Source organism: Actinomadura bangladeshensis (assembly GCF_004348335.1).
Lineage (GTDB): Bacteria > Actinomycetota > Actinomycetes > Streptosporangiales > Streptosporangiaceae > Spirillospora > Spirillospora bangladeshensis.
Genome location: NZ_SMJW01000102.1, coordinates 1 through 26,916 on the forward strand (window position 1 = coordinate 1; position 26,916 = coordinate 26,916).

Genomic DNA, 26,916 nt, shown 5'->3' on the forward strand with positions numbered 1-26,916 from the left:
GTCGTGCGGGGGGCGGGGCCGTAGGGTCGCGGCCATGGCGTCCAGGTTCTTCCCGATCGTCCTGTTGGTGACGGCCGCTGCCGCCAGTGCGTGCGGTGGCGGCGGTGAGCGTGCGCGGGAGGTGCGCGGGACCGCCCGGGCGGAGGTGGCGGGCATCGGGTACACCTCCGACCAGCTCGCGCAGGCGCTGCTCACCGGGGCGCCCGGCTACCGGCGGGCCGGGGAGCCCGATTCGGGGGAGTACGGGTCGCTGAAGGCCATCCAGAACGCCGCCCGGCTGCAGCGCGAGGCGACCCTCGACAAGCCGCGCTGCGGGACGGACCGCCCGGGCGGCACCGTGGCCGGCGACGTCCCGGCGGCGCTCGTCTCGTTCACCGGCGGCGCCGGGCAGACCGCCACCGAGACGCTCATGGGGATGTCCGCCGCCGACGCCGAGAAGCAGGTCAACGCGCGCGTCCCGTCCGGCTGCCTGAAGTTCCGCACCAAGATCGGCTCGAACTGGGCGGAGCACCGCGTGGTGGAGGCGCCGAAGGGCGAGATCGGCGAGGGGTCCCGCACCGTCGGGGTGTCCACGACCAGCGGCGGCGCCCGGAGCCGCACCTGGTACGTCGTCTTCCGCGGCCGCCACTACCTCGCCACCGTCACCGTCTTCGGCCCGGCCGTCACCCGCGAGGACGCCGAGCGCCTCGCCCGCGAGGCGCGTGCACAAGCGGAGCGCGTCCTGCCGTGAGTCACGCGGCTCGCGGACGGTCTCGGCCACCGGATACGGTTCGCCTTACACGGGACGTACGTCCCGGGCGCGTCGTTCCCAGCGGGGGTGTCCTTGATCGGTAAGGAGGGCCGGGTGACCGGCCGGATCGGGCCGGGGCTCGTCGGGGAGGTCATGATCCCCATCAGGGGCGGTGTCGAGGCGTTCTACGCGCACCCCGTGAACCCGCAGGACGAGATCGGCGTCGGCACGATCGTCGTGGTCGTCGAGCACCACCCGCCCCGGACGGTGTACGTGGCGCCGGCGCTGCCCCAGTAGAACTGGCACAAAGAGGCCATCCCGGAGAAGAACCGGAAGGCCTCACCGTGCGTCTGAGGGGAAACGCGGGCGGGCCCGTGGGCCGACCGCACCGATATGTGAACAGGAGGCCGCATGCCCGTGCTCGCCGTGGCGATCGGCGTGGTCGTCGCCATCATCGTATTGATCATTTTGTTCAAGATGGTCTGGCGGGTCGCCGAGCCGAACGAGGCTCTGATCATCTCCGGGCTCGGCGCCAAGTCCAAGCCGATCGACGGCGTGGACAGCCTCGGATTCAAGATCGTGACCGGCAAGGGGACGTCCGTCCTGCCCGGCTTCCAGGTGTCGCGCCGGCTGCAGCTCGACAGCCGCGCCGCCAACCTCGAGGTCAACTGCGTGACGCAGCAGGGCATCCCGGTCAAGGTGCGCGGCGTGGTCATCTACAAGGTCGGGGACGACCTGGTCTCGATCGCCAACGCGGCGCGGCGGTTCCTTGAGCAGCAGTCGTCCATGGACAACACGATCCACGAGCTGTTCACCGGCCACCTGCGCTCCATCATCGGCAACCTCACCGTCGAGGACCTGATCCTCAACCGGGAGCGGCTGACGTCCGAGACGCGCAGCTCCGCGGCCGACGAGATGAGCAAGCTCGGCCTGGTCGTCGACTCCCTGCAGATCCAGGAGATCGACGACGAGACCGATTACATCGCCAACCTGGGCCGCCCGCACGCCGCCAAGGTCGCCGCAGCGGCCCGCATCGCCGAGGCCGAGCGCAACCAGGAGGCCACCGAGCGCGAGCAGGAGACCGAGCGGCAGAACGCCGCGGTCATCCGCGACACCGAGATGAAGAAGGCCGAGTACGAGGGCCAGGTGCAGCAGGCCGCGCAGCAGGCCCGGCAGGAGGTCATCCTCAAGGAGACCCGCAACGCCGAGCTGGAGGCCGAGCGCACCGAGAAGCGCCTGGAGAGCGAGATCCGCAAGCCCGCGGACGCGCGCGCGTACGAGCAGGTGAAGCTGGCCGAGGCCGAGCGCGAGGAGCGCATCGCCCAGGCCCAGGCCGCCGCGACGGAGATCCAGCTGAAGGCGGAGCGGCAGGCCGAGGCCACCCGGATCCTCGGTGAGGCCGACGCGGACGCGATCCGGCAGAAGGGCCTCGCGGAGGCCGAGGCGATCAAGGCCCGCGCGGAGGCGCTGGCCGAGAACACCGACGCCGTCATCGCGCAGCAGCTCGCCGAGCAGTGGCCGCAGATCGTCGAGGCCGGCGCGGGCGTGTTCGGCAACGTCGACAACATGGTCGTGCTCAACGGCGCCGAAGGCATCGAGGACATGCTCGCCAAGGCGCTCACGCTCGGCGGCACGGGCCTCGGCGTCGCCCGCCAGCTGCTCGCCAACCTGAACGGCGCGCAGCCCGCCGCCAACGGCCACAACGGCGTGACGCCGGCCGTCCCCGCGGTGGAGATCCCCAAGGAGGACTGACGCCGCAACCAAGAAGGCCCGGCCCCGCCGGGCCTTCTTGGCGTTAGGGGGCGGCCGGTCCCGCTAAGTTCGTTGCATGTCCGTGCCCCGGCTCGCCGTCTCCGTCGATCTCGTCGTGCTCACCGTGCGGGAGCAGCGCCTGTGCGCGCTGATGTGGCGGCGGGACCGGGCGCCCTACGACGGGGCGTGGTCGCTGCCGGGCGGGTTCATCCAGCTGGAGGAGGACCTGCCCGTCGCCGCGTCCCGGCTGATGGCGGAGCGGGCCGGGCTCGCGGACGTCCGGATCCACCTGGAGCAGCTGGCGACCTACGGCTACCCCGACCGCGACCCCCGGCAGCGGGTGGTGAGCGTCGCCTACCTGGGGCTGGCGCCCGACCTGCCCGCGTCCAGCCGCGCCCAGGTGCTGTGGACGGCGGTGGACGAGCTCGTCCACCACGACCGGGCCGCGTTCGACCACCGCCGGATCCTGCGGGACGGGATGGAGCGCGCGCGGGCGAAGCTGGAGTACACCTCGCTCGCCGCCGCGTTCTGCCCGCCCGAGTTCACCGTCGCGGAACTGCGCCGCGTCTACGAGATCGTGTGGGGCACCAGCCTGGACCCGCGGAACTTCCACCGGAAGGTCACCGGCGCCGACCGCTTCCTCATCCCCACCGACCGGACCACGACGCGCGACGGCGGCCGCCCCGCCCGCCTGTACCGGCGCGGCGACGCCGAGCAACTGCGCCCCCCCATGCTCCGCCCCCGGGCTTGACCTGGGCCGACCTCGCGCGTACCGGGCGGCGTGAATAGGCTGAAGGGTCATCACCCCCTGTGCGATCTGGAGGACAACGGTGTCCGAGGCAACCACTCCGCGCTTCCGCTCCGTCCTCGACCGGTTCGTGGCTTACAAGCCCGGCAAGGTCGTGGTGTCACCCGAGGGCCGCTCGTACAAGCTGTCGTCCAACGAGTCGCCGCACGGCCCGCTGCCGTCGGTCGTGGACGCGATCGGCGAGGCGGCCCGCAACATCAACCGCTACCCCGACAACAACGCGACGGCGCTGACCGAGGAGATCGCCCGCTTCTGCGGCGTCCCCGCCGACCACGTCGCGGTCGGCTGCGGCTCGGTCGGGATGACGCAGATGCTCCTGGAGGCGGTCGCCGAGCCGGGCGCCGAGGTCGTCTACGCGTGGCGGTCGTTCGAGGCGTACCCGCTCCTCGTGTCGCTGTCGGGCGCCACGGGCGTCCAGGTGGCGCTGAAGGACGAGACCCACGACCTGGAGGCGATGGCCGACGCGATCACCGAGAACACGCGGCTGATCTTCGTCTGCAACCCGAACAACCCGACGGGCACGGTCGTCCGGCGCGCGGAGCTGGAGGCGTTCCTCGACCGCGTCCCCGCCGACTGCCTGGTCGTCCTGGACGAGGCGTACCGCGAGTACATCCGCGACGACGAGGTCCCGGACGGCCTGACCCTGCGCGGCGACCGCCCGAACCTCGCCGTCCTCCGGACGTTCTCCAAGGCCTACGGCCTCGCCGGCCTCCGCATCGGCTACCTCGTCGCCCACCCGGAGGTGGCGGGCGCCATCCGCAAGACCTTCCTGCCGTTCAGCGTGAACTCGGTCGCCCAGGCCGCCGGTGTCGCGTCCCTGCAGGCGACCGACGAACTCCTGGAGCGCGTCGAGGGCACGGTGAAGGAGCGCGACCGCGTCCGGGACGCCCTCCTCGCCGACGGCTGGACGGTCCCGCCGACCGAGGCGAACTTCGTCTGGCTCCGCCTGGGCGACCGCACCATGGAGTTCTCCGCCGCCTGCGACGTGCAGGGCGTGAGCGTCCGCCCGTTCGACGGCGAGGGCGCCCGGGTCTCCATCGGCTCCCCCGAGGAGAACGACGCCTTCCTGGCCGTCGCGAGGTCCTTCCCCCACCGCAACTAGGGGCACCCCTTGGTCCTGCCGGCGTTCGGGATGCCGCGCAGTCCGGTGCCGTCCAGCCCGGCCGGATCCGCCGGGTGACCGGCGGATCTGGGGACCTTCGCCCCTATTCGGGACGCCGCGAGGCGATGCAGACTGGCGGGTAGCGACGGGCATTCACCGGAAACACGCTGGCCACGAGAGTCCACGGGGGGAACTCATGACCACGGCCCGAGACATCATGCACGTCGGTGCCACCTGCATCGGTGAGAACGAGACCCTTGCCTCCGCCGCGCAGCGGATGCGCGACCTGGACGTCGGTGCGCTGCCGATCTGCGGGGAGGACGACCGGCTCCGCGGCATCCTCACCGACCGCGACATCGTGATCAAATGCGTGGCCGAGGGCGGCGACCCGCAGACCATCACCGCGAGCGAGTACGCCCAGGGCGCGCCCGTCACCGTGGACGCCGGGGCGCAGGTCGCCTCGGTGCTCCAGACGATGGAGGAGCACCGGGTCCGCCGGCTGCCCGTCCTCGACGACCGCCGCCTGATCGGCATGATCAGCGAGGCGGACCTGGCCCGCGGCCTGCCGGAGGAGGCCGTCGGCCAGTTCGTCGAAGCCATCTGCGCCCGCTGACCGTCCGCCGGACCCGCGAGGCCCGGACGACCGGGTCACCCGTCAACGCATTCGGTGAACGTTGGTGGACACCGCGCTAGGAGGTCTTGGCGGGGCCCAGCTTCTCGACGATCAAGCGGTAGAGCTGGCGGGGGCGGCCCGGTTGGGGCGTGCGGTTCGGGGGGAGCGGCCAGGCCAGGCCCTCTTCGACGAGGGTGCGCAGGAGGCGGCGTGCCGTGCGCGGGGTCACGCCGAGCATCTTGCCGGCGTTCTCCGCGTCCACGATGAGGGGTTGTTCCTGGTCGCCGAGCTTGTCGGCCAGGCGGGCCAGGATCTCCAGGCCCTTCGGCTTGGCCTGCGGCTGCGTTCGCGGGGGTGTGCGCGGGGCCGGGACCAGGGCGCGGCCGTCGCGGTCCAGGGCGAAGCCCTGGGCGCGCTGGGAGCTCTGGGAGCGGGCGAGGGCGGCGCGGGCGTGGTTCTCGGCCTCGTGGGCGGTGCGGCCCATGCCGATGCCCACCTCTATGGCCAGGCCCAGTTCTTCGCGGACGCGTTCCACGAAGGGCGGGGTCCGGAAGCCCTCCGTGGACGCCGTTACAGAGCCGCGTGTCGCGATGACCAGGTAGCTGTGGTCGTCCAACGGCCAGACGGAGGCGTTCATGCGGTGCGCCTCTTGGAGCAGGACGCGGTGCAGGGCGAGTTTCAGTTCGTCCCGCCAGTAGCGGGGCGTTACTCGGCGAGGTGTCTCGCGGAGGGTCGGGACGTCCACCAGGACGACGACGAGCTGCGATTCCTCCAGGCGGTGGTGCGCGCCAAGCAGAGCCGCCGTCTGCAGGGAGCTGCGGATCGCGGCACCCGTGGGGCGGACGCGGATCGTGGGGACGCCCGCCATCTCCATGCGCTCGGCCGTGGCGTGCACGCACGTCATCGCGACGGTCGTCGCGCCCCGCCGCCAGAGGCGCTCGTGGAACGCGGCCAGGGTGCCGGGGCCCGCGGCCTCCTCGCGCAGGTGCACCTGCTCGGTGCCGAGGCTGATCTCGGAGTACGCCTCCTCGACCTCGGCGCGGCCGAGCACGTCGATGCTGACCCGGGACGGGTCGAAGCGCTCGTCGAGCGACGCCCGCAGAAGGGCGCCCTGGAGGGCGGCGCCGTTCAGCGGCACGTAGGTCGCGGGCATGGTGAGCACCCCGGCCTTGCGCGCGAAGTCGTACGGGACGGGGCTCGCGAACAGGCACACGTCGACGCCCGAGCCGAGGCGGACGACCTTGTCGGCCGCCTCCTGCTCGTCCCGGTACGCGGCGGCCACCAGCCGGCTCGGTACCGGGGTCGGGCCGTGGCCCATCAGCATGACCCGTTCCACCAGGTCGTGGGGGCCCACGACGCCGATCGTGAGATCGGGCGTGACCGAACCCGTTCGTGCCGCCGTCATCGATGCTCGCTCGCTTCCGGTCCGTCCTCTCGGCGGGGGCGCCGCCCCGGCCACCTGTTCGCGCACGTCTCGCCCAACGGTTGACTCATGGCCCTGTCAAGCCCCTGCCTTCTGACCCGGCCGCCTTTCGGATCCGAGCCTCTCTGCTGGCAGATCGGGTCAGGACGACCGGATGTGACGCCCAGACGCGAAATCGAATCAAGAGTGCGGCGAAAAAGTAACCTACGCGACCCCCTGGTCAGTAATTTGTCACCAATCGGGCAGCCTCGATCCAGCATCTTCGGATGTCCGAAGTTGAAAGGCAAGACCCTAAAACACCGCTAGGGGCCCTTCCTGACGCTCTCGCGCATAGGAAGGACCCCTGGGGCACCGGTTTGGTTTACCTGCGGGCCGGAATCCGGACGTGTCGCTGTCGGCCGCGCGGAAAGACGAACGATACGTCCGGGACGGCCGGATGATCAGCTCTGGTGATTATTTTCCGCGTTACGGGCCGTCCGAACCGGAGCGTTCCATGGGGATTCTTCCCAGGTCAGCGGACCGGTTCGGCGGCCCGCCCGGACGGACGCCATGACCGTGTGTAGCGGGCTGGCGACTCTTCGGTTCCATGATTTCGCGCCGCGGCGTTACACGCCCCGTCAGGTGCGAACCCGGAGTTGGTCAGGACGGGGCCACATTCGGCCGTTCGCGGCGGCGGCCCCGCCCGTCCGGCCCTAGTCGGCCTCGCGGACGATCTCGGCGCCCAGTTGCGACAGCCGCTCGGCGGTGTGCGCGTGCCCGCGGTCGAGATAGTAGGCCGAGGTGATCGTCGTCTCGCCCTCGGCGGCGAGGCCCGCGAGGACGAGCGCGCTGCCGCAGCGCAGGTCGTGCGCCTCGACCTCGGCGCCGCGCAGCGCGCGCGGGCCGTTCACCTTCGCGCGGTTGCCGTCCACCTCGATGTCGGCGCCCATCTTCGCCAGCTCGCCGGCCAGCTTGAAGCGGCCGTCGAAGATCCGCTCGTAGATGTAGGACGGGCCCTCGGCGAGGCAGGACAGCGCCATGATCGGCGACTGCAGGTCGGTGGCGAAGCCCGGGTACTCGTCGGTGATGACGTTGATCGGGCGGAGCGTCCGGTCGCGGCGGACCTGCAGCACGGCCCCCTGCTGATGGAACTCCAGGCCCATCTGCTCCAGCTTGTCGGCGGCGACGCCGAGGTGCTCCAGCGAGGCGCCGACGAGGCTGAGGTCGCCGCCGGTGATCCCCGCGGCCATCACGAACACGCCGGCGTCGATCCGGTCGGGCATCACGGTGTGCTCGACGGCGGTCAACTCGTCCACGCCCTCGACCGTGATGAACCCGGTGCCGCCGCCGCTGATCTTGGCGCCCATCGCCTGCAGGATCGCGATGTTGTCCAGCACCTCCGGCTCCAGCGCCGCGTTCTTGATCAGCGTGGTGCCGCGGGCCAGCGCGGCCGCCATGATCAGGTTCTCGGTGCCGGTGTGCGAGGGGGTGTCGCAGTAGAGCGTCCCGCCGCGCAGGTCGCCCGCCTTGATGTGGATGATGCCGTCGCCGTTGTCGGCCACGTGCTCGGTGACCGTGGCGCCCATCCGCTTGAAGCCGTTGTAGTGGAAGTCCAGGTTGCGGCTGCCGAGGTTGCAGCCGCCGACGCCCTCGATGACGGCCTCGCCGAGCCGGTGCAGCAGCGCCGGGACGAACAGGAACGAGCCGCGGAACCGGGACGCGATGTCGGCGGGCAGCACGGGGCTGCTCAGCGAGGACGCGTCGATCACCAGGGTGCGCTCGGTCTCGTGCAGCTCGGCCTTGGCCCCGATGGCCCGCGCGAGCTCCACCGCGCGCCGCACGTCCTCGATGATCGGGACGTTGCGCAGGACCGTGCGCCCCTTGGCGGCCATCAGCGAGGCACCGATCATCGGCAGGACGGCGTTCTTCGCCCCCTGGATGAACACCGTGCCGTGCAGCTGCCTGCCGCCGCGCACGCGGTAACGAACCTCGTGGCCCATGCTCATGCCGCCTAACTCCTTCTCGGGTGCGGGATAGGTGCCTGCCATCAAGTGGGAGCACGAGGGCCGAGCGCGCCGAACGGTGTCCCCCCTCTGCGCCAACGCGACCCCAGTAAACCACCGGACCGGACATGTGCCGTCCGACCCGCGCCACGCTGGCGTCAGTCTGCTTGGTGAGACCTTCACTGCGGGCAAAAGGTTCGCACTCCCCCAGGAAATTTCCCAAGGTGAGCCTAGGGGCGGCGGCTCCGCCGGGTGGCCGCTATCGTGATCATTCATGGGCGAATCGGGCACCATATGAACGTTAACGGGCCGGTCGCCGCCGGCCGCGACGACCCCCGGCGGGCTCTCAGCGGGCTTCGAGGATCTCGATCTCGTCGCCGATCGTGAGGGTGCCCAGCGCGCGCGGGACGGCGTTGTAGCCGAACTGGATGCCGCGGTCCCGGGTGCGGTAGGTGGCGAGCGTCCGGAGCGGCTCACGTCCGCGCTCGGCGGTCTCCTGGTCGGTGGTCGTGATGAGGCACCGCGAGCACGGCTTCACCATCTCGATGACGGCGTCGCCCACGCGCAGCAGGCGCACGTCGTCCTCGCCGTACGGGCCGAGGCCCTCGAGGACGAGGCTCGGGCGGAAGCGGTTCATCGGGAGAGGGGCGTCCAGGCGCGTGTTGAGGTCGGCCAGGGACTCGGCGGAGATGACCAGCAGCGGGTACCCGTCCGCGAACATCACCTCGCCCCCGCCCCTGGACGTCGCCCGGTGGCCGGTGAAGCGGACGAGCCGGCAGTCGTCGCCGAGCAGCTCGCGGAACCAGGCGGCGGCCTCCTCGCCCTGGTCGACGCCCAGGCACTCCTTCCGCTGGATGAACACGTCCAGGACCTCGCCGTCGTCCACGGCCTTGTGGACGAGCGGCGCGGCACCGGGCGCGTGCACCGTGAGGACCTCGCCGTCGTAGGAGGGACGCAGCAGCGCCATCCGCGCGAACTCCCGCTGCGACAGGAAGCGGCCGCCGGGCCCGACCAGCATGAACTCGCGGTCGAACGGCAGCCCGCGCGGCGTCAGCGCGGCGCTGCGCAGCGCGGTCCCGCCGCCGCTCTTGAGCGGGTAGGCGTTCAGCTCGGTCAGGGTCCCGTGCAAGGCCCCACTCCTCGGTCTTCTCAGCTGAGCGCGCCGAGCCGGTCGAACACCGGGCCCAGCCGCTCGACGAAGCGTTCCGGACGGCATACCTCGTCCAGGCGCTTCTCGTCCAAGGCCAGTCCCGCTTCGGCGGCGTGCTTGCGCAGCGTCTCGCGGAACGGCGTGCCCGTCTCCCAGGTCTCCATCGCGGCCTTCTGGACGAGCGGGTACGCCTCGTCGTCGCGCGACATGCCCGCCTCGACCAGTTCCAGCAGCACGGTCGAGGTGTAGATCAGGCCGCCGGTCGACTCCAGGTTCTCCTTCATGCGCGCCTCGTCCACGACGAGCCCGGACATGAGGCGGTTCGTCAGGTTCAGCATGTAGTCGAGCGCGATGGACGCGTCCGGCAGCGCGATCCGCTCGGTGGACGAGTGCGAGATGTCGCGCTCGTGCCACAGCGGGATGCCCTCCAGCACGGGGACGATCTGCGCCCGCACGATCCGCGCCATCCCGGCGAGCCGCTCGGAGATGATCGGGTTCTTCTTGTGCGGCATCGCCGACGAGCCCTTCTGGCCCTTCCCGAACGGCTCCCACAGCTCGCGGACCTCGGTGCGCTGCCCGTGCCGCACCTCCAGTGCGATCGCCTCGCACACCGTCGCCATGATCGCCAGCGCGGACACCCACTCGCCGATGCCGTCCCGCATGACGACCTGCGTCGACACGTCCGCCGACTTCAGGCCCAGCTTGCGCGCGACGTGCAGCTCGATCGCGGGGTCGATGTTGGAGTACGTCCCGACGGCGCCCGAGATCGCCATGACGCCGACGGCCTCGCGGGCGCGGCGCAGCCGGTCGCGGGAGCGGGCCATGGCGAACGCGAAGTCGGCGACCCGGTGGCCCCAGACGTCCGGCTCGCCGTGGATGCCGTGCGTGCGCCCGACCCGCAGCGTCGAGCTGTGCTCCAGCGCGTGGTCGCGCAGCGTCGCGACGAGCGTGTCGGCCTTCTCCAGCAGGATGTCGGTCGCCTCGACGAGCTGGAGCGCGAGCGCGGTGTCCAGCAGGTCGGACGACGTCATCCCGAAGTGCACGTACCGGGCCGCCTCGCGCGGCTCGGTGTTGTCGGCCCACGCCGACAGGAAGGCGATCACGTCGTGCTGCGTGACCGCCTCGATCTCGTGCACCGCCTCCGGCGTCGGCGGCGGCGCCTTGCGCACCGGCTCCACCACCTCCGGCGGGATCGTGCCGGCCTCGGCGTGGGCCTCGACGACGAGGACCTCCACCTGGCACCACAGCTCGTACTTGTGCGCGTCGCTCCAGACGCGCCCCATCTCCGGAAGTGTGTACCGCTCGATCACCTGCTCATTATGCCTTTCTCTCCTCCTTCGGGCCCTGGCGGCCCTCCATCGTCGAGAAACGCGGTGCGATCGCTGCATCGCTCCGAACTCGCCTTGACGGGTCGCTGCGCGATCAGGTTTCTTGCTTCGCTCGAAACCTGCCTTCGGACGCGATCGCGACGGTTCAGGTCGTCGCGTGGTGGCGGTGGCGGTGGCGGCTGATGCGGGTGCGGTCTGCGGACTACAGCCTGGCGATGTCGGTGCGGTGGTGGGAGCCGCGGAGAGTGATTCTTGAGACGGCCTCGTAGGCCCTTGCGCGGGCGGTGGTGAGGTCGGGGCCCGTGCCGACGACGTTCAGCACGCGGCCGCCGTTGGCTATGAGGCGGCCCTCGGCGCCCAGCTTCGTGCCCGCGTGCAGGACGTAGGCGCCGTCCACCTTGGACGCCTCCTCCAGTCCGGTGATCTCGTCGCCCTTCACCGGCGCGGCCGGGTAGCCCTCGGCGGCCAGGACGACCGTCACGGCCGAACCCGGGTGCCATTCGGGGCGGAAGCCGGGGTCCAGGGCGCCGATCGCGCACGCTTGCAGCAGCTTGGCGAGCGGGGTCGCGAGACGGTCGAGGACGACCTGGGTCTCGGGGTCGCCGAAACGCGCGTTGAACTCGACCACGCGAACGCCCTTGGACGTCAGCGCCAGACCCGCGTACAGGGTGCCCACGTAGGGGATCTCGCGGCGGCGGAGTTCGTCCACGGCCGGCTGGACGACCGTGGACATGACCTCGTCCACGAGGTCGGCGGAGATCCAGGGCAGCGGCGTGTAGGCGCCCATTCCGCCCGTGTTGGGCCCGGCGTCGTCGTCGTAGGCGCGCTTGAAGTCCTGGGCCGGGAGGAGCGGGACGGCGCTCTGGCCGTCGCACAGCGCGAACAGGGAGACCTCGGGGCCGTCCAGGAACTCCTCGATCACGACGCGGCCGCAGGCGGCGGCGTGCTGCGAGGCGATGGCGCGGTCCTCGGTGACGATGACGCCCTTGCCGGCGGCCAGGCCGTCGTCCTTCACGACGTAGGGCGGGCCGAAGGCGTCGAGCGCCTCCTCGGCCTGCGCGGTCGTGTCGCAGACCCGGGCGTCGGCGGTCGGGACGCCGGCCGCCGCCATGATCTCCTTCGCGAACGCCTTGGACGCCTCGATGCGGGCGGCGGCGCGGTCCGGGCCGAAGCACGGGACGCCGGCCGTGCGCAGGGCGTCGCCGACGCCCGCGACCAGCACGGCCTCCGGGCCGATGACGACGAGGTCGGCGCGCAGCCGCCCGGCCAGCTCCGTCACCGCCGTCGGGTCGCACGGGTCGAGCTGGTGGTTGGCCGCGATCTCGGCCGTGCCCGGGTTGCCCGGGGCGCAGTGGAGGGCGGTGACGGCAGGGTCGCGGTGCAGGGCGCGGGCGAGCGCGTGCTCGCGGCCACCCGATCCAAGGACGAGTACTCGCACGTGACGCGAGCTTACAGATCGCCGTGCGGGGAATGACGCTCGCGGGCGCCGCCGTGACGGGGGACCAGGCGAGTGAGGCGACCGTCACAGCGGGATGGGTGAACCTCGCCGTTATGGGCGGCGTCCTAAATGTCGGCTGGTAAGCTGCAGCGGGCTTGACCGCCCGGTGTCGAGGTGCGTGAAAGGAGGTGGTCGGGATGAGTCCTGGTGATCCTTGCAGTTCGCCGGAGAACCCTCACAGTCCGCACAGGACTGCCCTTCCGTCCGCCTCCATCTGGCGTCCGGCCACCGTGCTCGCGCGCTCCCTTCGCTGACCAGCCTGGGTTGAGCGCGCGCTACGTGCGTGGCCGGCGGGTTAGGAGCACCTCATGGCCATGACACGAGTCCGCCCGGGCCGCGCGCTGTTCAAGACGCGCGGCCGCCCCAATGGCGTGCAGGCTCCGAACCGCGATTCCGCCGTCATCGACTGGGCCGCCTACATCGACGGCCACCGCGTCTGCACCGGCACCGTCGCCGACGCCGTCCGCCTCATCCGCGACGGCCGCCTCGTGACGGACGGCGACAGCGCCGGATTCGTATGGGTCGGCCTCCACGAGCCGTCCGCCACCGAACTCGCCGACATCGCCGAGGTCTTCGGCCTGCACCCGCTCGCCGTCGAGGACGCGATCCACGCCCACCAGCGGCCGAAGCTGGAGCGCTACGACGACGTCCACTTCGTCGTGATGAAGACCGTCGGTTACGTGCCGAGCGAGCCGGGCGGCGCGGAGGTCGTCGTCACCGGCGAGATCATGCTGTTCTGCGGGCCCGACTTCGTCGTCACCGTCCGGCACGGCTCGCACGGCGAACTCGGCGTCGTCCGCCGCGACCTGGAGCGGGACCCGGCCCGCCTCGCCCTCGGCCCGGCCGCCGTCCTGCACGCCGTCGCCGACCGCGTCGTGGACGGCTACGTCGGCGTCGCCAACGCCGTCATGGAGGACATCGACGAGGTCGAAGAGGCCGTCTTCTCCCCTGAGCGCACCGACGAGTCCCGCCGCATCTACCGCCTCAAGCGCGAGGTCATCCAGCTCAAGCGCGCCGTCGGCCCGCTCGCCGGCCCGCTGCGCAACCTGTCCGGCCGCCGCTTCGTCCCGGCCGAGATAAAGGAGTACCTGCGCGACGTCGAGGACCACCTCACCCGCGTCCGCGAGCAGGTCGAGTCCTACGACGAACTCCTCAACCCGATCCTCCAGGCGCACATGACCCAGGTCACCGTCGCCGACAACAAGGACATGCGCAAGATCTCCGCCTGGGGCGCCATCTTCATGGTCCCCACCGCGATAGCGGGGGTCTACGGCATGAACTTCAAGCACATGCCCGAGACCCAGTGGCAGTTCGGCTACCCGATGATCCTCGGTGTCATCGCCCTCGCCTGCCTGTCCCTCTACCGGGGCTTCCGCCGCAACGGCTGGCTGTAGTCAGACCGCGGCGGCCAGGAGGCTCTGGAGGCGGTCGGGGTAGTCGGTGACGATCGCGTCCGCGCGGTAGTCGATGAAGCGGGCCATGTCCCCGGGGTCGTTGACCGTCCAGACGATGACGGGGAGGGCGAAGGTGTGGGCTTCGTCCACCAGTTCGGGGGTGGTGACGGCGTGCTCGGGGGAGAGGGCCGTCGCACCGATCGCCACTGCGGCGGCCACCGGGTCGTCCGGAGAGAGGCCCGCGAGCCAAGGGGAGTCCGGGACGAGGGTCTTGCGCTCGATGAGGGCCACGCGGCCGAGGTCCGGGTAGTGGCGCCGGGCTTCGGCGAGGATGCGCCAGTCGAAGGCCAGGAGGCGGGCCCTGCGGGTAAGGCCGTACGTCTTGAGGACGTCCACTACAGCGGCGGTGAAGAGGGCTGTTTCCTCGTCCGTCCACGTGGGGTCGGTCTTGAGTTCTACGGAGAGGGTCACGTCGGCTGGGGCCAGGAGGGCGCATGCCTCGGCCAAGGTGGGGATGCCCGCGCCGCCCCCGGCGTCCACCGTGCGGAGTTGGGCGAGGGTCAGTTCGCGGATCGGCTTTCCCACGTAGGGGAAGTCGGGGTCGTCGGGCTGGGCGGGGCCGGTGTCCGCGAGGTTCCTCGGCGAGAGGACCTGGTCGTGGTTCAGGACGACCGTGCCGTCCGCCGACAGGCCCACGTCCAGTTCGATGGCGTCCACGCCCAGGTCGAGCGCGTGGGCGAAGCCGGGGAGGGTGTTCTCCGGGCGGAGGCCGCGTGCGCCCCGGTGCCCGTGCACCTCGACGATAGGGATCACCGCACGCACGCTACCGTCCGTTACCGAACGTGCGGTGAACAATGTCAAACAAGAGAGCGAAGGGAGAGGGTCTGGTCGCGGCCGGGGCCGACGCCGATGGCGGAGATCTGGGCGCCGGACATCTCCTCAAGGGCCCGGACGTACGCCTGCGCGTTGGCCGGGAGGTCCTCGAACTTCTTGGCGCCGGTGATGTCCTCGCGCCAGCCGTCAAGGTACTCCAGGATCGGCTTGGCGTGGTGGAACTCGGTCTGGGTGGTGGGGAGCTCGTCCACGCGCTCACCGTCGATGTCGTAGGCGACGCACACCGGCACCCGCTCCAGACCGGACAGGACGTCCAGCTTCGTCAGGAAGTAGTCGGTGATGCCGTTGACGCGGGTCGCGTAGCGGGCGATGACGGCGTCGAACCAGCCGCAGCGCCGGTCGCGGCCCGTCGTGACGCCGTACTCGCCGCCGGTCTTGCGCAGGTACTCGCCCTGCTCGTCCAGCAGTTCGGTCGGGAACGGGCCCGAGCCCACCCGGGTCGTGTACGCCTTCAGGATGCCGATCACGCGGGTGATCTTCGTGGGGCCGACGCCGGAGCCCGCGCACGCGCCGCCGGCGGTGGGGCTGGACGACGTCACGAACGGGTAGGTGCCGTGGTCGATGTCCAGCAGGGTGCCCTGGGCGCCCTCCAGCAGGACGACCTTGCCGTCGTCCAGGGCCTTGTTCAGGACGAGGGTCGTGTCGGCCACGAACGGCTTCAGGCGCTCGCCGTAGGCCAGGTACTCCTGGACGATCGGGCCCGTCTCGATGCGCCGCCGGTTGTAGACCTTGGTGAGCACCTGGTTCTTCTCCCGGAGGGAGAGGTCCAGCTTCTGCGTGAGGATGTTCGGGTCGAACAGGTCCTGGACGCGGACGCCCATCCGGTTGATCTTGTCGGCGTAGGTGGGACCGATGCCGCGGCCGGTGGTGCCGATCCGGGCCTTGCCGAGGTACCGCTCGGTGACCTTGTCGAGGGCGCGGTGGTGGGGCATGATCAGGTGCGCGTTCGCCGAGATCAGCAGCCGCTCGCAGGAGATCCCGCGGTCCCGCAGCCCGTCGATCTCCTGCAGCAGGACGGCCGGGTCGATCACCACGCCGTTGCCGATCACCGGGACGACGTCGGGCGACAGCACCCCGGACGGCAGCAGGTGCAGCGCGTAGCTCTTGTCGCCGATGACCACCGTGTGGCCGGCGTTGTTGCCGCCCTGGTAGCGGACGACGTAGTCGACGTCCCCGCCGAGCAGGTCTGTTGCCTTGCCCTTGCCCTCATCTCCCCACTGGGCACCGACAAGAACGATGGCGGGCATGCCACTTTCCCTTCCCACGACGAAGGCCCCGGTCGCCGCAAGCGTCGAAGGGGCCTCTTGCGATCAAAGCGTACCCGTACCGCGGCGGCAAGGAAACCGGAGGCGGGTTCCCCGCCCGCTGGTCACCGCCCCCGGCGCGGAGAGCCCGGCGACCAGGGAGACCTCCGCCGGGCCGAACGGCTTCCGGCCCTTCTCGCGGAACAGGCTGACGACGCCCCAGGGCCGTCCGCCGGTCCGCAGCACGGCGCGGAGCTCGTCCCCGACGCCCTGGCGGCCGAGGAGCTTGCGGAACTGGGCGCTGCGCGCGGGCAGCCCGTCCGTGCTCGCCACCAGCCCGGCGGCCGGGACGGCGGCGCGGGCGAGCTCGCGGAACGGCAGCACGGTCTCCTCCAGGAGCGCGCACTCCCAGTAGGCGAAGCAGTCCTCGCCGCGCCCCAGGTTCTCCACCCGCATCGGCGCGGTGACGAGCCCGGTCTCGGGGTCGGTGGCCGACCAGGCCGCCGCCTGGAAGCCGACCAGCCGGCCGAGCCCCGCCGAGGCGGCGGCGAAGAGGTCCGACGCGTCCCGCGCGCGTGCGGCCCCGTCGAGGAGGGCCCGCCGTTCCCGTCGGTCGGTCATGGTCGCCAGTCTGCCCGCGGTGCGGCGCGGCCGTACCCCCGCAGATGGGGGATTCCGGTGCGGGCGGATCCCCCGGCTCGCGGGATGGGGCCGCCGGGGCCGGGCGGCGAGGCTCGGCGGCATGGACATCGCGATCATCGGGGCGGGCGCGGCGGCCGTGGCGCTGCTGGACGCCCTCGACCCTTCGGACGTGCGCTCCGTCACCGTGTTCGATCCGTCGGCTTCGCCGTGGCGTGGCCGCCCCTACCAGCCCGACCTGGACTCCGTCCTGGTCAACGCCCCGCCGGAGATCATGTCGATCCGGTTCGGGAACCGGGGGCACTACGCGCAGTGGCTGGACGGGCGGCCGGTGACCTACGCCGACGAGCGCCTCGGCAGCCCGATCCCGCCGCGCGCCGTCTACGGGCGGTACCTGGCGGACACCGCCGAGGCCGCGCTCGCCCGTTTCGCCGAGACAGAGGTCGTCGCATCCGCCGTGACCGGTGTGTCCCTCGATGGTCGCCCGGTCGTCCGAACGGCGGACGGCCGGACCCGCACCGCCGACCGGGTCGTCCTGTGCGTCGGAGGCGGCACGCCCCGCGACCTCTACGGGCTGGCGGGCGCGCCCGGCTTCACCGCCGACCCGTACCCGCTGGAGCGGACCCTCGCCGGCATCCCGTCCAGGCGGGACGTGGCCGTCCTCGGCGGCGGCCTGGCCGCCGTCGACATCGTCGTTTCGCTGGCCGCGCGCGGACACACCGGCCGGATCAGCCTGGTGTCGCGGAGCGGCACGCTTCCGTTCGTATGGCAGCGTCTCGCCGAGACGGGCATCCGGCACCTGACGCCCGAGCGGCTGCGGTCCCTGGACGGCCCGGTCACCTTGACCGGGTTCGGCGACCTGATCCGCACGGAACTGGCGGAACACGGTGAGAGCTGGGACGGGCTCGCCGCCTGGATCACCGCGTCGATGCGGCGGGACCCCGCCGCGAACCTGCGGGAGCAGCTCGCCATGGTGGACGCGCCGCAGCTCGGCCGCCGCATCGTGCAGGAGGCCGCGCACACCGCCGGTCCGCTCGCGTGGCGGCTGCTTCCGGCGACCGAGCGGGAGCGGCTCCGCACCCGCCACTACCGGACGGTCACCGGCCTGGCCTCGCCAATGGTGCCCCGCAACGCGGCCGTGCTCCTGGAGCTGTTCGAGGCGGGGACGCTGGAGGCGCTGCCGGGGATCGAGAAGATCGAGGCCGGCGGCCGGTTCCGGATCACGCACGCGGCGGGCGTCCGCACCGCCGACGCCGTGATCAACGCGATCAACCCGCCGCCGCACGCGATCCCTCCGGCGGCCGAGGCGCTCGCCTCGTCCCTCCTGGCGCAGGGCGCCGCGCAGGACCCGGACGGCGGCCTCGCGGCCGACCCCGGCACGGGCCGGCTCCTCATCGGCGACCGGCCCGATCCGCGCCTGCTCGTGGTCGGTGACCTGGCCGGCGGAGGCCCGTTCCTCGTGTCCGGCATCCCGGGCGTGGCGGCCCAGGCGCACCGGGCGGCCCGCTCGCTCAGCCCCCGTTGAGGGTGTCGGCGGCGGTGGGGCTGCTGTCGCGCAGGAACGCCTTGCAGCGCTCGGCCTCGTCGTCCTCGCCGATGGCGGCGGCGGCGCGGCCGAGGGCGTGCAGGGCGCGCAGGAATCCCCGGTTGGCCTCGTGCTCCCAGGGGACGGGCCCGTGGCCCTTCCACCCGGCCCGCCGCAGCTGGTCGAGGCCGCGATGGTAGCCGGTGCGGGCGAACGCGTAGGAGTCGATGACCGAGCCGTTGGCGAAGGCACGGTCGGCCAACTCGGCCCACGCGCCCGGGTAGTCCGGATGGCGCGCGGCGACTTCGAACGGGTCGACGCCGTTCTCCAAGGCCGTCCGGGCTTCGGTGTTGTCCGGGAGTTCGGTCGGAGGAGGGCCGCCGAGCAGGTTCTGGGTCATGCGGGCCATCGTAAGCAGCACCGGCGGGCGGCCGACAACCCGGGGCGCGGCCCCATCGGACCACTGCGCGGGCGCGCCCCGGGAGATGGCCCGCCCGCGCGCGCCGAGTGCTACTTGCGGGATCCGAACAGGGACGCGACCAGGTCCGTCAGCTTCGGTGCCGTCGAGCCGGCCGTCCTGGCCTGGGTCCGCATGGCCGGGAACAGCTCGGTGTAGCTCTTGCTCGTCAGGTACATCTGGAAGTTCGCCGCGTTGTTGCCGGACGCCGACGGCAGCCCGGCGCGGAAGTCGACGAGCCAGCCGAGGAGCCCGCAACTGCTGGCGGGCACGGAGAACGTCGTGTCGTTCATCTTCATGGCGATGGCGTTGTCGAACCACTCGACCGAGCTGTCGTCGCCGACGAGGTTCAGCGAGACCGGCGCCTTCTTGGAGCCGATGTAGCAGTTGTCGCCGAGCAGGTCGTTCTTGAGCTTGATCCTCATGTCCATCGTGGAGGCGTACTGCCCCTGCTCGGTGGTGTACAGGCGGAAGTTGCCGACGTACTTGGTCTTGACGCTCAGGCCGAGCAGCGGGAGGGATCCCGTCCCGGGGATGCCGAGCGCGCCGTCCGGCACGGTCATCGCCTTCGACCGCATGCTCACGAAGATGTTGATGGGCTCGGAGGTCGCGGGGTCGAAGCCGCCCTGCATGGTGATCGAGATCGGCTCGGTGATCTGCTGCGTCATCGAGCCGAGCTTCATGGTGCCGCCGCCGAGGACGATGACCGCGCACTGCCAGTTGGCGGGGTCGGCGCCGACGGGCAGCTGGTCCGGGCAGTCGCCGAAGTCGAACTCGACGGGCGCGTTCTCGCCGGGGGCGGCGGCCGCGGGCGCGGCGCCGAGGGCGACGAGGGCCGGGACGGCCAGCGCGAGGGCGGACAGCAGGCGGGCGGACCGGAGCAGGTGCCGCAGCCGGGCACGGGGGGATGACAGCTTCATGGGGTGGGGGCGCCTTTCTGGCGGTCGCGCCGATCGCGGCGCATGAGAACGTTCCAACCAGCTCGCACTGTAAAGATCCGCTTTCCCCGATTTCAAGATCCTTTGGGGTGCCGCCAGTGCCGTCCGGCGGCCGCTACCGGCCAGTAACGGCTGTTTGCGTCCCCCCGCCCCGTCGAGGGCTTGCGATTACCATCATTTGATGATCAAGCCGGAGGGAATCGACACGTCCGTCCCGAGCCCCGCGCGCGTCTACGACGTCATGCTCGGCGGCAAGGACAACTACGAGGTGGACCGGAAGGCCGCCGAGGGACTCCTGAAGATCATGCCCAGCGCGCGGCTGGTCGCCCGCCAGAACCGCGCGTTCCTCGGCCGGGCCGTGCGGTACCTGGCCGGCGAGGCGGGCATCCGGCAGTTCCTGGACATCGGGACGGGCCTGCCGACGCAGGAGAACGTCCACAACGTGGCTCAGCGGGTCGCTCCCGCCTCGCGGATCGTGTACGCGGACAACGACCCCCTGGTGCTCGCGCACGCGCGTGCGCTGCTCACGAGCACGCCTGAGGGCGCCACCGACTACGTGGACGCCGACCTTCGCGAGCCCGGCGCGATCCTGGAGCACGCCACCCGCACCCTTGACTTCGACGAGCCGGTGGCACTGCTCCTGGTGGCGGTCCTCCACTTCGTCCCGGACGAGGACGACGTGCACGGCATCGTCGCGAGACTGGTCGAACGGCTTGCGCCGGGTTCGTACCTCGTCATATCCCACGGCACCCCCGAAGCCGACCCGGAGGGCGTGACGGGCATCGCCGACGAGTTCACCAGGCAGGCCCCCACCACTCAGATGGCCTTCCGGGCCCCTGCGGACATCGAACGCTTCTTCACGGGCTTCGAGCCGGTCGACCCCGGCCTGGGCTACATCACGGCCTGGCGTCCCGAGGGGCCGGTCGTCCCGCCCGAGCAGGTCGGCCTCTACGGCGGCGTCGCGCGCAAGCCGTAGGGGTCACGCCCGGCCGGCGGCGAGGGGCAGGGTGAAGTGGGCCGCGCCGCCGTCCAGGGTCGAGCGTGCGGACGGCCAGCCGCGCCGGACGAACTGGAGCCCTCCCCGGTTTTCGAGGATGACGTCCGCGTCGAACTCGGTGACGCCCCGCCGCGCGGCCAGTTCGGAGAGGTAGCCGACCAGGGCGCTGCCGAGGCCCCGGTGCTGCCACGGGTCGGTGATGAGGACGGCGAGGTCGGCCCGCCAGGGCCGCGCGCGGTCGCGGATGTACTCGGCGATGCCGACGATCTCGTCGCCGTCCAGGCCGACCAGGGCCTCGCGGTCCCAGTGGTCGAGGCCCTCCAGCAGGCCGACGTAGTGGTCGGGGATGCGGGGCGTCCCGGAGAAGAAGCGCGTGTAGAGGCTGGCGGCCGACAACCGGTCCGACATCCGGCGGACGCGCGGCCCGTCGGTGATCCCGTACGGCCGGATCCGCAGCTCGTCGACGTGCGCGGCACCGGGCGCAGTCAGTTGCTTCATACAACCCATTGGACCGCAAAAGGTTTCGTGAAGCAACTCATTCTCGCTCGCCGCTATCCGGCGTCGAGGCGCGCCACCCGTTCGTCGAGGTGCGTCCCACCGGCCGCGGTCCCGCTCGGCGAGCGGGACCAGGCCCCCGTCGGGCCGGGTGCGCGCCGCCCGCCGCGCGTCGGTCAGCAGCATCAGCGCCAGCAGGCCGGTGACCTCGCCATCGCCGGGCAGCGCACGGCGGAGCATGCGGGCCAGCCGGATCGCCTCAGCCGCCGGATCGGGGCGCTGCAGGTCCGCGCCCGCGGCGCCAGCCGGCGCAGCAGGTCCTCGACGTCACCGCCGCCCGTCACATCTCCTCGCCGTTCCTGCTCATGATCGGGCGCACCTCCACCGAGGCCCTCGGCCTTCGCGAGGGCCTCCTCGACGTCCGGGACGCCGACGTAGAACAGCACGTTCGGCCGGTGGCCCGCACCGCCGCCGATGCCGCCGTTGATGCCGTCGCCGTCGCCGGTCGTGGCGCCGTCGACGAACCCGTACACGCCGGGCTGGGAGACCTCCTCGCTGACCGCGTCGCCGGTCCGCGGGTCCCAGCCGAACAGCTCCCCGTAGTAGCCCTGCAGCCGCACCGGGTCGGCCCCGATGATCTCGAAATGCACCACTGGTCGTCCCATGGCTCCGCCCCTCTCCGCGCCGTCGCACCGGCGCACGGTGATGTACCCGGACTGGCACCTCGTGCTTAGGGCGGACCAGAGGGCGGGGATTTCTACATCCCGGTCAGGCGGACGGGCCGGGGCGGGGGGCCACGTCGGACGGGCCGAGGTGCGCGCCGCAGGAATCGCAGGTGAACTCGGGGGTCAGCGCGCCGTCGCAGCCGCGGTGGCCGATGATCAGCGGCGGCCCGTCGGGGGCGTAGTGGCGGTCGCCCCACATCAGCAGGGTCATGACCGCCGGCCACAGCTCGACGCCCTTGCGGGTGAGCCGGTACTCGAAGCGCTCCGGGCGCTGCTGGTACGGGACGCGGCGCATGATGCCCTCGTCGCACAGCCGGTTCAGCCGGTCGGTGAGGACGTTGCGGGCCACGCCGAGGACGTCCTGGAAGTCGTCGAAGCGCCGCACCCCCTGGAAGGCGCTGCGGATCACCAGCATCGTCCACCGGTCGCCGACGACCTCCAGGGAGCGGGCGACCGAGCAGTTCTGTGACTCGTACGTGCGGGGTAGTGCCACATACCCGACACTACCCGAGTTTCGTGAAACAACGGCCCCAGGGGACATCCCCCGGGGCCGTCGTCTCGCGGTGTGCTACTTGAGCTTCTTGCCGGCGGACTGGAGGTTCTCGGCGGCCTCGACGATGCGGGCGGCCATGGCGGCCTCGGCGGCCTTGCCCCACGAGCGCGGGTCGTACTGCTTCTTGTTGCCGACCTCGCCGTCCACCTTCAGGACGCCGTCGTAGTTGCGGAACATGTGCTCCGCGACCGGGCGGGTGAACGCGTACTGGGTGTCGGTGTCGATGTTCATCTTGACGACGCCGTAGGAGACGGCCTCGCGGATCTCCTCCAGCGAGGAGCCCGAGCCGCCGTGGAACACCAGGTCGAACGGCTTCTCCTTGCCGTATTCGGCGCCGACCGCGTCCTGGATCTCCTTGAGCACCTCGGGACGCAGCTTGACCGAGCCCGGCTTGTAGACGCCGTGCACGTTGCCGAACGTCGCGGCGAGGATGTAGCGGCCCTTCTCGCCCACGCCGACGGCCTCGGCGGTCGCGAGCGCGTCGCCCGGCGTCGTGTACAGCTTCTCGTTGATCTCGTTGGCGACGCCGTCCTCCTCGCCGCCGACGACGCCGATCTCCATCTCCATGATGATCCGCGCCTTGGCGCACTGGTCGAGCAGCTCGGCGGCGATGTCGAGGTTCTCGTGGAGCTCGACGGCGGACCCGTCCCACATGTGCGACTGGAACAGCGGCTCCTCGCCGCGCGCCACCCGCTCCTGGGAGATCTTGATCAGCGGACGCATGAAGCCGTCCAGCTTGTCCTTCGGGCAGTGGTCGGTGTGCAGGGCGATGTTCACCGGGTACTCGGCGGCCACGACCCGGGCGTACTCGGCGAGCGCGGTCGCGCCGACGACCATGTCCTTCACCGTGGAGCCGGACAGGTACTCGGCTCCGCCGGTGGACACCTGCACGATCCCGTCGCTCTCGGCCTCGGCGAAGCCGCGCAGCGCGGCGTTCAGCGTCTGGCTGGACGTCACGTTGATCGCGGGGAAGGCGAAGCCGTCCTGCTTCGCACGGTCGAGCATCTCCGCGTAGACCTCGGGCGTTGCGATGGGCATTGTCAGCGTCCTTTCATACGCAGCGGTGCCGCCGGGCAGCTGGGCCGGGCGGTAGCACCCGGACGTTCGTGTACCCAGGTCACTGCCCTGGTCACACGCTTTCCGGGTCGGGCATGCCGTCCGCCCTCAGTATCCCGCGTATTCGGAGTGCGATGAAAGGTACGCTCGCGGTGTGGATCTCACGACCCTTCCCCTGAACATCACAGAGTGGCTGCACCCGGCGGCATGGCTGCAGCTCTTCGGCACGTTCGCGACGATCGGCGTGCTCGCCATCATCTTCGCGGAGACCGGGCTGCTCTTCGGCTGCATACTGCCGGGCGACTCGCTGCTCTTCACGGCGGGGATCCTCACGGCGGTCTCGACGATCAACGGCCAGGAGTTCCAGCCGCTCTCGCTGCCCTGGCTGCTCGTCGGCGGCCCGATCGCGGCGATCGCCGGCGCCCAGCTCGGCCACTGGCTCGGCGCCAGATACGGCCGCAAGCTCTTCGACCGGCCCGACTCCCGCATCTTCAAGCAGGAGTGGGTGGAGAAGGCCGAGTACTACTTCAACCGGTTCGGCCCCGCGAAGGCCGTGGTGCTGGCCCGGTTCATCCCGATCGTGCGGACGTTCCTGAACCCGCTCGCCGGCATGCTCGGCATGGACGCCAAGAGGTTCTTCATCTGGAACGCCATCGGCGGCATCCTCTGGACGGACGCCCTGTTCCTGCTGGGCCACTTCCTCGGCTCCGAGGTCCCCGACGTCGAGAAGTACATCCTTCCGGGGGTCGCGGTGATCCTCGTCCTGTCGGTCATCCCGATCATCCGGGAGGTCCTGAAGGGGCGTAAAGCGGACCGTGGTCCGAATAAGAATGGTCCCGAAGAGTCACGTCCGTCGCTCAGCGGTGACAGTTATCGCTAACCTCCCCATGTGGGACGTCATCGGTCGGACCCTAGGGGTCTCGCGCGCATACTGATCGCGGCTTTGGCCGTGGTGGCCGCCTTGGCCCTCCTCGTCGTGGGCGGCATGGCCCTGGTCAACGCGATCACGGGCGAACCGGACCAGAAGGGACCGGCGACGGCCGCCTCGCCGTCCAAGAACGACGGCGATGGCGGCAGAACGTCCCCGAGCAGCAACGAGAAGACCACGCCGGCCACCGACGTGCCCCTCGTGATCAGCGTGACCGGCCAGCCGACGAACGTGGTCGTCCGCATCGCCGACACGGCCGGCACGGTGCTCACCAACACCACGCTGAACACCGGGACCACGCTGAAGTACGACCAGGCGCCGCTGCAGGTCGTCGCCGCCAACGGCGGCTCGCTCACGGTCGTCATCTATGGCAAGGAGCAGCCGCCGAAGCCCGCCGGCCAGCGCGGCGAGTGGCTCGTCAAGGCCAAGGGCTGACCGGCCACTCGCCGCGCCCGCAACCCCTAGCCCAGCCCGAGATCGGACACGTCGTAGGGGTGGCGGTAGACGAGCCCCTCCTCCGCGATGCGCCCGGCGGCGCCGCGCTCCAGGATCGTCGCGACCGCCACGACCTCCGCGCCCGCCTCCCGCAGCGCCTCCACCGCGGTCAGGACGGACCCGCCCGTCGTCGAGGTGTCCTCCACGGCGAGGACGCGGCGGCCCTTGACGTCCGGGCCCTCGATGCGGCGCTGCAGCCCGTGCGCCTTGCCCGCCTTGCGGACGACGAACGCGTCCAGCGCCCGGCCGCGCGCCGCGGCCGCGTGCAGCATCGCGGTCGCCACCGGGTCGGCCCCGAGCGTGAGCCCGCCGACGGCGTCGTAGTCGAGGCCGGCCGTCTCGTCCAGCATGACCCGCCCCACCAGCGGCGCGGCGGCGCCGTCCAGCGTCACGCGGCGCAGGTCCACGTACCAGGACGCCCGCTTCCCGGACGACAGCACGAAGTCGCCGTGCACGACGGCCTTGTCCTTGATCTGCTGCAACAGCTCGTCACGATCGCTCACGGGTAGAGCCTATTGACCCCGCGCCGGCGGGCGGCGGGTGCCGTGTAGGTTCGGTGGGTGATCCCCGGAACCGTCGTCCTGCTGCACGCCCCCGGCGCCACCGCGGCCTCCTGGGGCGATCTGCCCGAGATGCTCCGCTCGTACGGTCTGGACGTCGTGGCGCCGGACGTCCCGGACGCGACCGGCCCCCGCTACATCGCCCGCGTCTCGCTGATCATCACCGCGACGGACCCGGTCGTGCCGCTCGTCCTCGGCGCGCACGGCGCCGCCGGGCCGCTCCTGCCGGGCATCTCCCTCGCCCAGCGCGCGGCCCACCGCCCGGTCGCGGGATTCGTGTTCGTCGACGCCGATCTGCCGCGCCGCGGCCAACACGACCACGGAGCGCCCGAGGATGCCCTCCCCATGGCCCCAGATTGGCCGGAGGCGCCCTGCGGTTACCTCCGCACACATGCGGACCGCTCGGCCTCGTCCGACCACGATGAGGCCCTCAGGGAGGCGCGGCTGCGGGGCTGGCGGGTGACCGACCACGAGCCCCCGGCGACGGTCGCCCAATCCCTGAGCGAACTGATCGCGGAACTCTGACTCAGGCGTTCTTGAGGAGGTCGTCCAGGAGGGCGTCGTAGTCGTCTTCGCCGCGGCCGAGGTCGACCCGAGCGCGGTAGCGCAGGCGGAGGAGGGCCTCGAGGCTGTCTTCGGCGATGGCGACGTCGTCCGGGCCCGGGGTGAGGGAGTCGGCGTTGGGCGCGGGGGCCTCGTCGGGGCCGCCGCCCATGCCGGTGCCGACGGCGCGGTCGCGGAGGGCGAGGACCACGTCGGCGCCGCTCGTGGCCCATTCGTGAGCGCCGGTCGCGTCGCCCTGGGCGTACAGCACCTCGGCGACGGCGCGGTACACCTCGGGGTCGCGGGGGCTGTCGGCGCGGATCTGGTCGAGGAGCGTGCGTGCCTCGTCGGCATCGCCCAGCTCGAACAGCGCGTCGGCGAGGTAGGCGCGCGGGTCGCCGTAGGTCTCGCCGCCGTCCTCCATGGCCCTGCGGTACAACTCGGCGGCCCGGCCGTGGTCGCCGGCGTGCTGGTACTGCTCACCCGCGCGCAGCAGGACGTTGGCGCGCGACACCCCACCGGAGACCGACTCGGCCAGCTCGGACAGCCGGCGGGCCGCCGAGATGTGATCGCCGGTGCGCAGGGTGTCGAACTCCAGGTCGTCGAGATCGTCTTCCGTCACATGCGTCACGCCTCAACGCTACCCGGCGGCGCCCGGCCGAAGCGGGCGAATCGACGATGATCGTGGAATACCGGCGCGTAACTCTCAGCTCACCTGCGGGAACGTTCTAGCGCGTCCCAGAATCCGCGGCGCAGCGCGTGCCGCACCTCGTCGTGCAGCAGGAAGTCGATCGGCAGCGACGACCCCTGCAGCAGCCGCGCCTCCAGGTCGGACGGCATGCGCGGCTTGCGGGCGAGGACGGCCTCCAGCCACAGCGCGGGCGCGTCCCGGGCGACGGACTCGCCGAAGTCCTGCCCCTCCTGGTGCGCGGCCTTGACCGCGTCCGAGAGGGTCGGGGTGTTCTGCGCCGGGACGGGCGACACCTGCTGCGGCCCAGTGTAGGGGCCGTGCCGGCCGCCCTGCTGCGGGGGCAGCGTCTGCGGGGGCGGTGGCGGGGACGGGGCCGGGACGGGCGAGGTGCCGTAC

General features: G+C 71.6%; 27 protein-coding genes and 2 pseudogenes. 12 read left to right on the forward strand and 17 right to left on the reverse strand.

Going from position 1 to position 26,916, the window contains the following annotated elements; all coding sequences use genetic code 11:
• Nucleotides 1-34 precede the first annotated feature (34 nt).
• From E1284_RS20405 to E1284_RS20430, 6 genes are all read left to right on the forward strand, one after another.
• Nucleotides 35-730, forward strand: a complete 696-nt coding sequence (locus E1284_RS20405) for a hypothetical protein (protein ID WP_131941230.1) — start codon at nt 35-37, stop codon at nt 728-730.
• A 114-nt stretch (nt 731-844) separates the two neighbouring features.
• Nucleotides 845-1,027, forward strand: a complete 183-nt coding sequence (locus tag E1284_RS20410; RefSeq protein WP_131941232.1) for a hypothetical protein — start codon at nt 845-847, stop codon at nt 1,025-1,027.
• A gap of 114 nt (nt 1,028-1,141) precedes the next feature.
• Entirely contained in the window at nt 1,142-2,482 is a 1,341-nt protein-coding gene (locus E1284_RS20415) for an SPFH domain-containing protein (RefSeq protein ID WP_131941234.1), read from the forward strand.
• Nucleotides 2,483-2,558: 76 nt separating this feature from the next.
• Nucleotides 2,559-3,233 (forward strand): NUDIX hydrolase, encoded by a 675-nt coding sequence (locus tag E1284_RS20420; RefSeq protein WP_131941235.1) that lies wholly within the window; start codon nt 2,559-2,561, stop codon nt 3,231-3,233.
• Nucleotides 3,234-3,312: 79 nt separating this feature from the next.
• A complete protein-coding gene (gene hisC, locus E1284_RS20425) occupies nt 3,313-4,392 on the forward strand; it encodes a histidinol-phosphate transaminase (RefSeq protein ID WP_131941237.1) in 1,080 nt (359 codons plus the stop codon).
• A gap of 196 nt (nt 4,393-4,588) precedes the next feature.
• Nucleotides 4,589-5,005, forward strand: a complete 417-nt coding sequence (locus tag E1284_RS20430) for a CBS domain-containing protein (protein ID WP_131941239.1) — start codon at nt 4,589-4,591, stop codon at nt 5,003-5,005.
• A gap of 76 nt (nt 5,006-5,081) precedes the next feature.
• Here E1284_RS20430 and E1284_RS20435 read toward each other — a convergent pair whose 3' ends face one another.
• From E1284_RS20435 to purD, 5 genes are all read right to left on the reverse strand, one after another.
• Complete coding sequence (locus tag E1284_RS20435) at nt 5,082-6,410, reverse strand: transcriptional regulator (protein ID WP_131941241.1); 1,329 nt, start codon at nt 6,408-6,410, stop codon at nt 5,082-5,084.
• A 710-nt stretch (nt 6,411-7,120) separates the two neighbouring features.
• Nucleotides 7,121-8,407 (reverse strand): UDP-N-acetylglucosamine 1-carboxyvinyltransferase, encoded by a 1,287-nt coding sequence (murA, locus tag E1284_RS20440; protein WP_131941278.1) that lies wholly within the window; start codon nt 8,405-8,407, stop codon nt 7,121-7,123.
• A gap of 349 nt (nt 8,408-8,756) precedes the next feature.
• A complete protein-coding gene (locus E1284_RS20445; RefSeq protein WP_131941243.1) occupies nt 8,757-9,539 on the reverse strand; it encodes an MOSC domain-containing protein in 783 nt (260 codons plus the stop codon).
• A 20-nt stretch (nt 9,540-9,559) separates the two neighbouring features.
• Nucleotides 9,560-10,870 carry an adenylosuccinate lyase gene (purB, locus tag E1284_RS20450; RefSeq protein ID WP_131941245.1) on the reverse strand — a complete coding sequence of 437 codons (1,311 nt, stop codon included), beginning with the start codon at nt 10,868-10,870 and terminating at the stop codon, nt 9,560-9,562.
• A 220-nt stretch (nt 10,871-11,090) separates the two neighbouring features.
• Nucleotides 11,091-12,326 (reverse strand): phosphoribosylamine--glycine ligase, encoded by a 1,236-nt coding sequence (gene purD / locus E1284_RS20455; RefSeq protein ID WP_131941247.1) that lies wholly within the window; start codon nt 12,324-12,326, stop codon nt 11,091-11,093.
• A gap of 368 nt (nt 12,327-12,694) precedes the next feature.
• Here purD and E1284_RS20460 point away from each other — a divergent pair, with 368 nt between their 5' ends.
• Nucleotides 12,695-13,780, forward strand: a complete 1,086-nt coding sequence (locus E1284_RS20460) for a magnesium and cobalt transport protein CorA (protein ID WP_131941249.1) — start codon at nt 12,695-12,697, stop codon at nt 13,778-13,780.
• On the opposite strand, the gene E1284_RS20465 is transcribed toward E1284_RS20460, so the two are convergent.
• From E1284_RS20465 to E1284_RS20475, 3 genes are all read right to left on the reverse strand, one after another.
• Nucleotides 13,781-14,593 carry a glycerophosphodiester phosphodiesterase family protein gene (locus tag E1284_RS20465; RefSeq protein WP_131941251.1) on the reverse strand — a complete coding sequence of 271 codons (813 nt, stop codon included), beginning with the start codon at nt 14,591-14,593 and terminating at the stop codon, nt 13,781-13,783.
• A gap of 44 nt (nt 14,594-14,637) precedes the next feature.
• A complete protein-coding gene (locus E1284_RS20470) occupies nt 14,638-15,921 on the reverse strand; it encodes an adenylosuccinate synthase (protein ID WP_131941253.1) in 1,284 nt (427 codons plus the stop codon).
• Nucleotides 15,922-15,984: 63 nt separating this feature from the next.
• Nucleotides 15,985-16,539 (reverse strand): hypothetical protein, encoded by a 555-nt coding sequence (locus E1284_RS20475; RefSeq protein WP_131941255.1) that lies wholly within the window; start codon nt 16,537-16,539, stop codon nt 15,985-15,987.
• A 121-nt stretch (nt 16,540-16,660) separates the two neighbouring features.
• Here E1284_RS20475 and E1284_RS20480 point away from each other — a divergent pair, with 121 nt between their 5' ends.
• Nucleotides 16,661-18,082, forward strand: coding sequence for an FAD/NAD(P)-binding protein (locus tag E1284_RS20480; RefSeq protein ID WP_131941257.1), 1,422 nt, complete (start codon nt 16,661-16,663; stop codon nt 18,080-18,082).
• On the opposite strand, the gene E1284_RS20485 is transcribed toward E1284_RS20480, so the two are convergent.
• Together E1284_RS20485 and E1284_RS20490 are read right to left on the reverse strand one after the other, a co-directional pair.
• Entirely contained in the window at nt 18,069-18,491 is a 423-nt protein-coding gene (locus tag E1284_RS20485; RefSeq protein ID WP_207923860.1) for a DUF3151 domain-containing protein, read from the reverse strand. The two genes, E1284_RS20480 and E1284_RS20485, sit on opposite strands and share 14 nt — an antisense overlap.
• A gap of 101 nt (nt 18,492-18,592) precedes the next feature.
• Complete coding sequence (locus tag E1284_RS20490) at nt 18,593-19,459, reverse strand: hypothetical protein (protein WP_131941261.1); 867 nt, start codon at nt 19,457-19,459, stop codon at nt 18,593-18,595.
• Between the two features lie 199 nt (nt 19,460-19,658).
• On the opposite strand from E1284_RS20490, the gene E1284_RS20495 reads away from it, so the two are divergent.
• Nucleotides 19,659-20,453, forward strand: a complete 795-nt coding sequence (locus tag E1284_RS20495) for an SAM-dependent methyltransferase (protein WP_131941263.1) — start codon at nt 19,659-19,661, stop codon at nt 20,451-20,453.
• 3 nt (nt 20,454-20,456) lie between these two features.
• On the opposite strand, the gene E1284_RS20500 is transcribed toward E1284_RS20495, so the two are convergent.
• From E1284_RS20500 to fbaA, 4 genes and pseudogenes are all read right to left on the reverse strand, one after another.
• Entirely contained in the window at nt 20,457-20,972 is a 516-nt protein-coding gene (locus tag E1284_RS20500) for a GNAT family N-acetyltransferase (protein ID WP_131941265.1), read from the reverse strand.
• A 141-nt stretch (nt 20,973-21,113) separates the two neighbouring features.
• A pseudogene (locus E1284_RS44070) lies at nt 21,114-21,209 on the reverse strand (DUF6596 domain-containing protein); the annotation flags it as partial.
• A 528-nt stretch (nt 21,210-21,737) separates the two neighbouring features.
• A complete protein-coding gene (locus E1284_RS20515) occupies nt 21,738-22,187 on the reverse strand; it encodes a winged helix-turn-helix transcriptional regulator (protein ID WP_207923862.1) in 450 nt (149 codons plus the stop codon).
• Nucleotides 22,188-22,262: 75 nt separating this feature from the next.
• The gene (gene fbaA / locus E1284_RS20520) at nt 22,263-23,285 is read right to left on the reverse strand and encodes a class II fructose-bisphosphate aldolase (protein ID WP_131941269.1); all 1,023 of its coding nucleotides are present in this window, start codon (nt 23,283-23,285) and stop codon (nt 22,263-22,265) included.
• Between the two features lie 172 nt (nt 23,286-23,457).
• Between fbaA and E1284_RS20525 the strand changes: the two genes are divergently transcribed.
• Together E1284_RS20525 and E1284_RS20530 are read left to right on the forward strand one after the other, a co-directional pair.
• Nucleotides 23,458-24,183 (forward strand): DedA family protein, encoded by a 726-nt coding sequence (locus E1284_RS20525; RefSeq protein ID WP_131941271.1) that lies wholly within the window; start codon nt 23,458-23,460, stop codon nt 24,181-24,183.
• A gap of 69 nt (nt 24,184-24,252) precedes the next feature.
• Entirely contained in the window at nt 24,253-24,666 is a 414-nt protein-coding gene (locus E1284_RS20530; RefSeq protein ID WP_243714619.1) for a RodZ domain-containing protein, read from the forward strand.
• Nucleotides 24,667-24,692: 26 nt separating this feature from the next.
• On the opposite strand, the gene pyrE is transcribed toward E1284_RS20530, so the two are convergent.
• Nucleotides 24,693-25,229 carry an orotate phosphoribosyltransferase gene (pyrE, locus tag E1284_RS20535; RefSeq protein ID WP_131941275.1) on the reverse strand — a complete coding sequence of 179 codons (537 nt, stop codon included), beginning with the start codon at nt 25,227-25,229 and terminating at the stop codon, nt 24,693-24,695.
• 57 nt (nt 25,230-25,286) lie between these two features.
• On the opposite strand from pyrE, the gene E1284_RS20540 reads away from it, so the two are divergent.
• Nucleotides 25,287-25,811 carry a lipase family protein gene (locus E1284_RS20540; protein WP_131941277.1) on the forward strand — a complete coding sequence of 175 codons (525 nt, stop codon included), beginning with the start codon at nt 25,287-25,289 and terminating at the stop codon, nt 25,809-25,811.
• Nucleotide 25,812: 1 nt separating this feature from the next.
• On the opposite strand, the gene E1284_RS20545 is transcribed toward E1284_RS20540, so the two are convergent.
• Together E1284_RS20545 and E1284_RS43175 are read right to left on the reverse strand one after the other, a co-directional pair.
• The gene (locus tag E1284_RS20545) at nt 25,813-26,460 is read right to left on the reverse strand and encodes a tetratricopeptide repeat protein (protein ID WP_243714618.1); all 648 of its coding nucleotides are present in this window, start codon (nt 26,458-26,460) and stop codon (nt 25,813-25,815) included.
• Between the two features lie 80 nt (nt 26,461-26,540).
• A pseudogene (locus tag E1284_RS43175) lies at nt 26,541-26,916 on the reverse strand (NYN domain-containing protein); the annotation flags it as partial.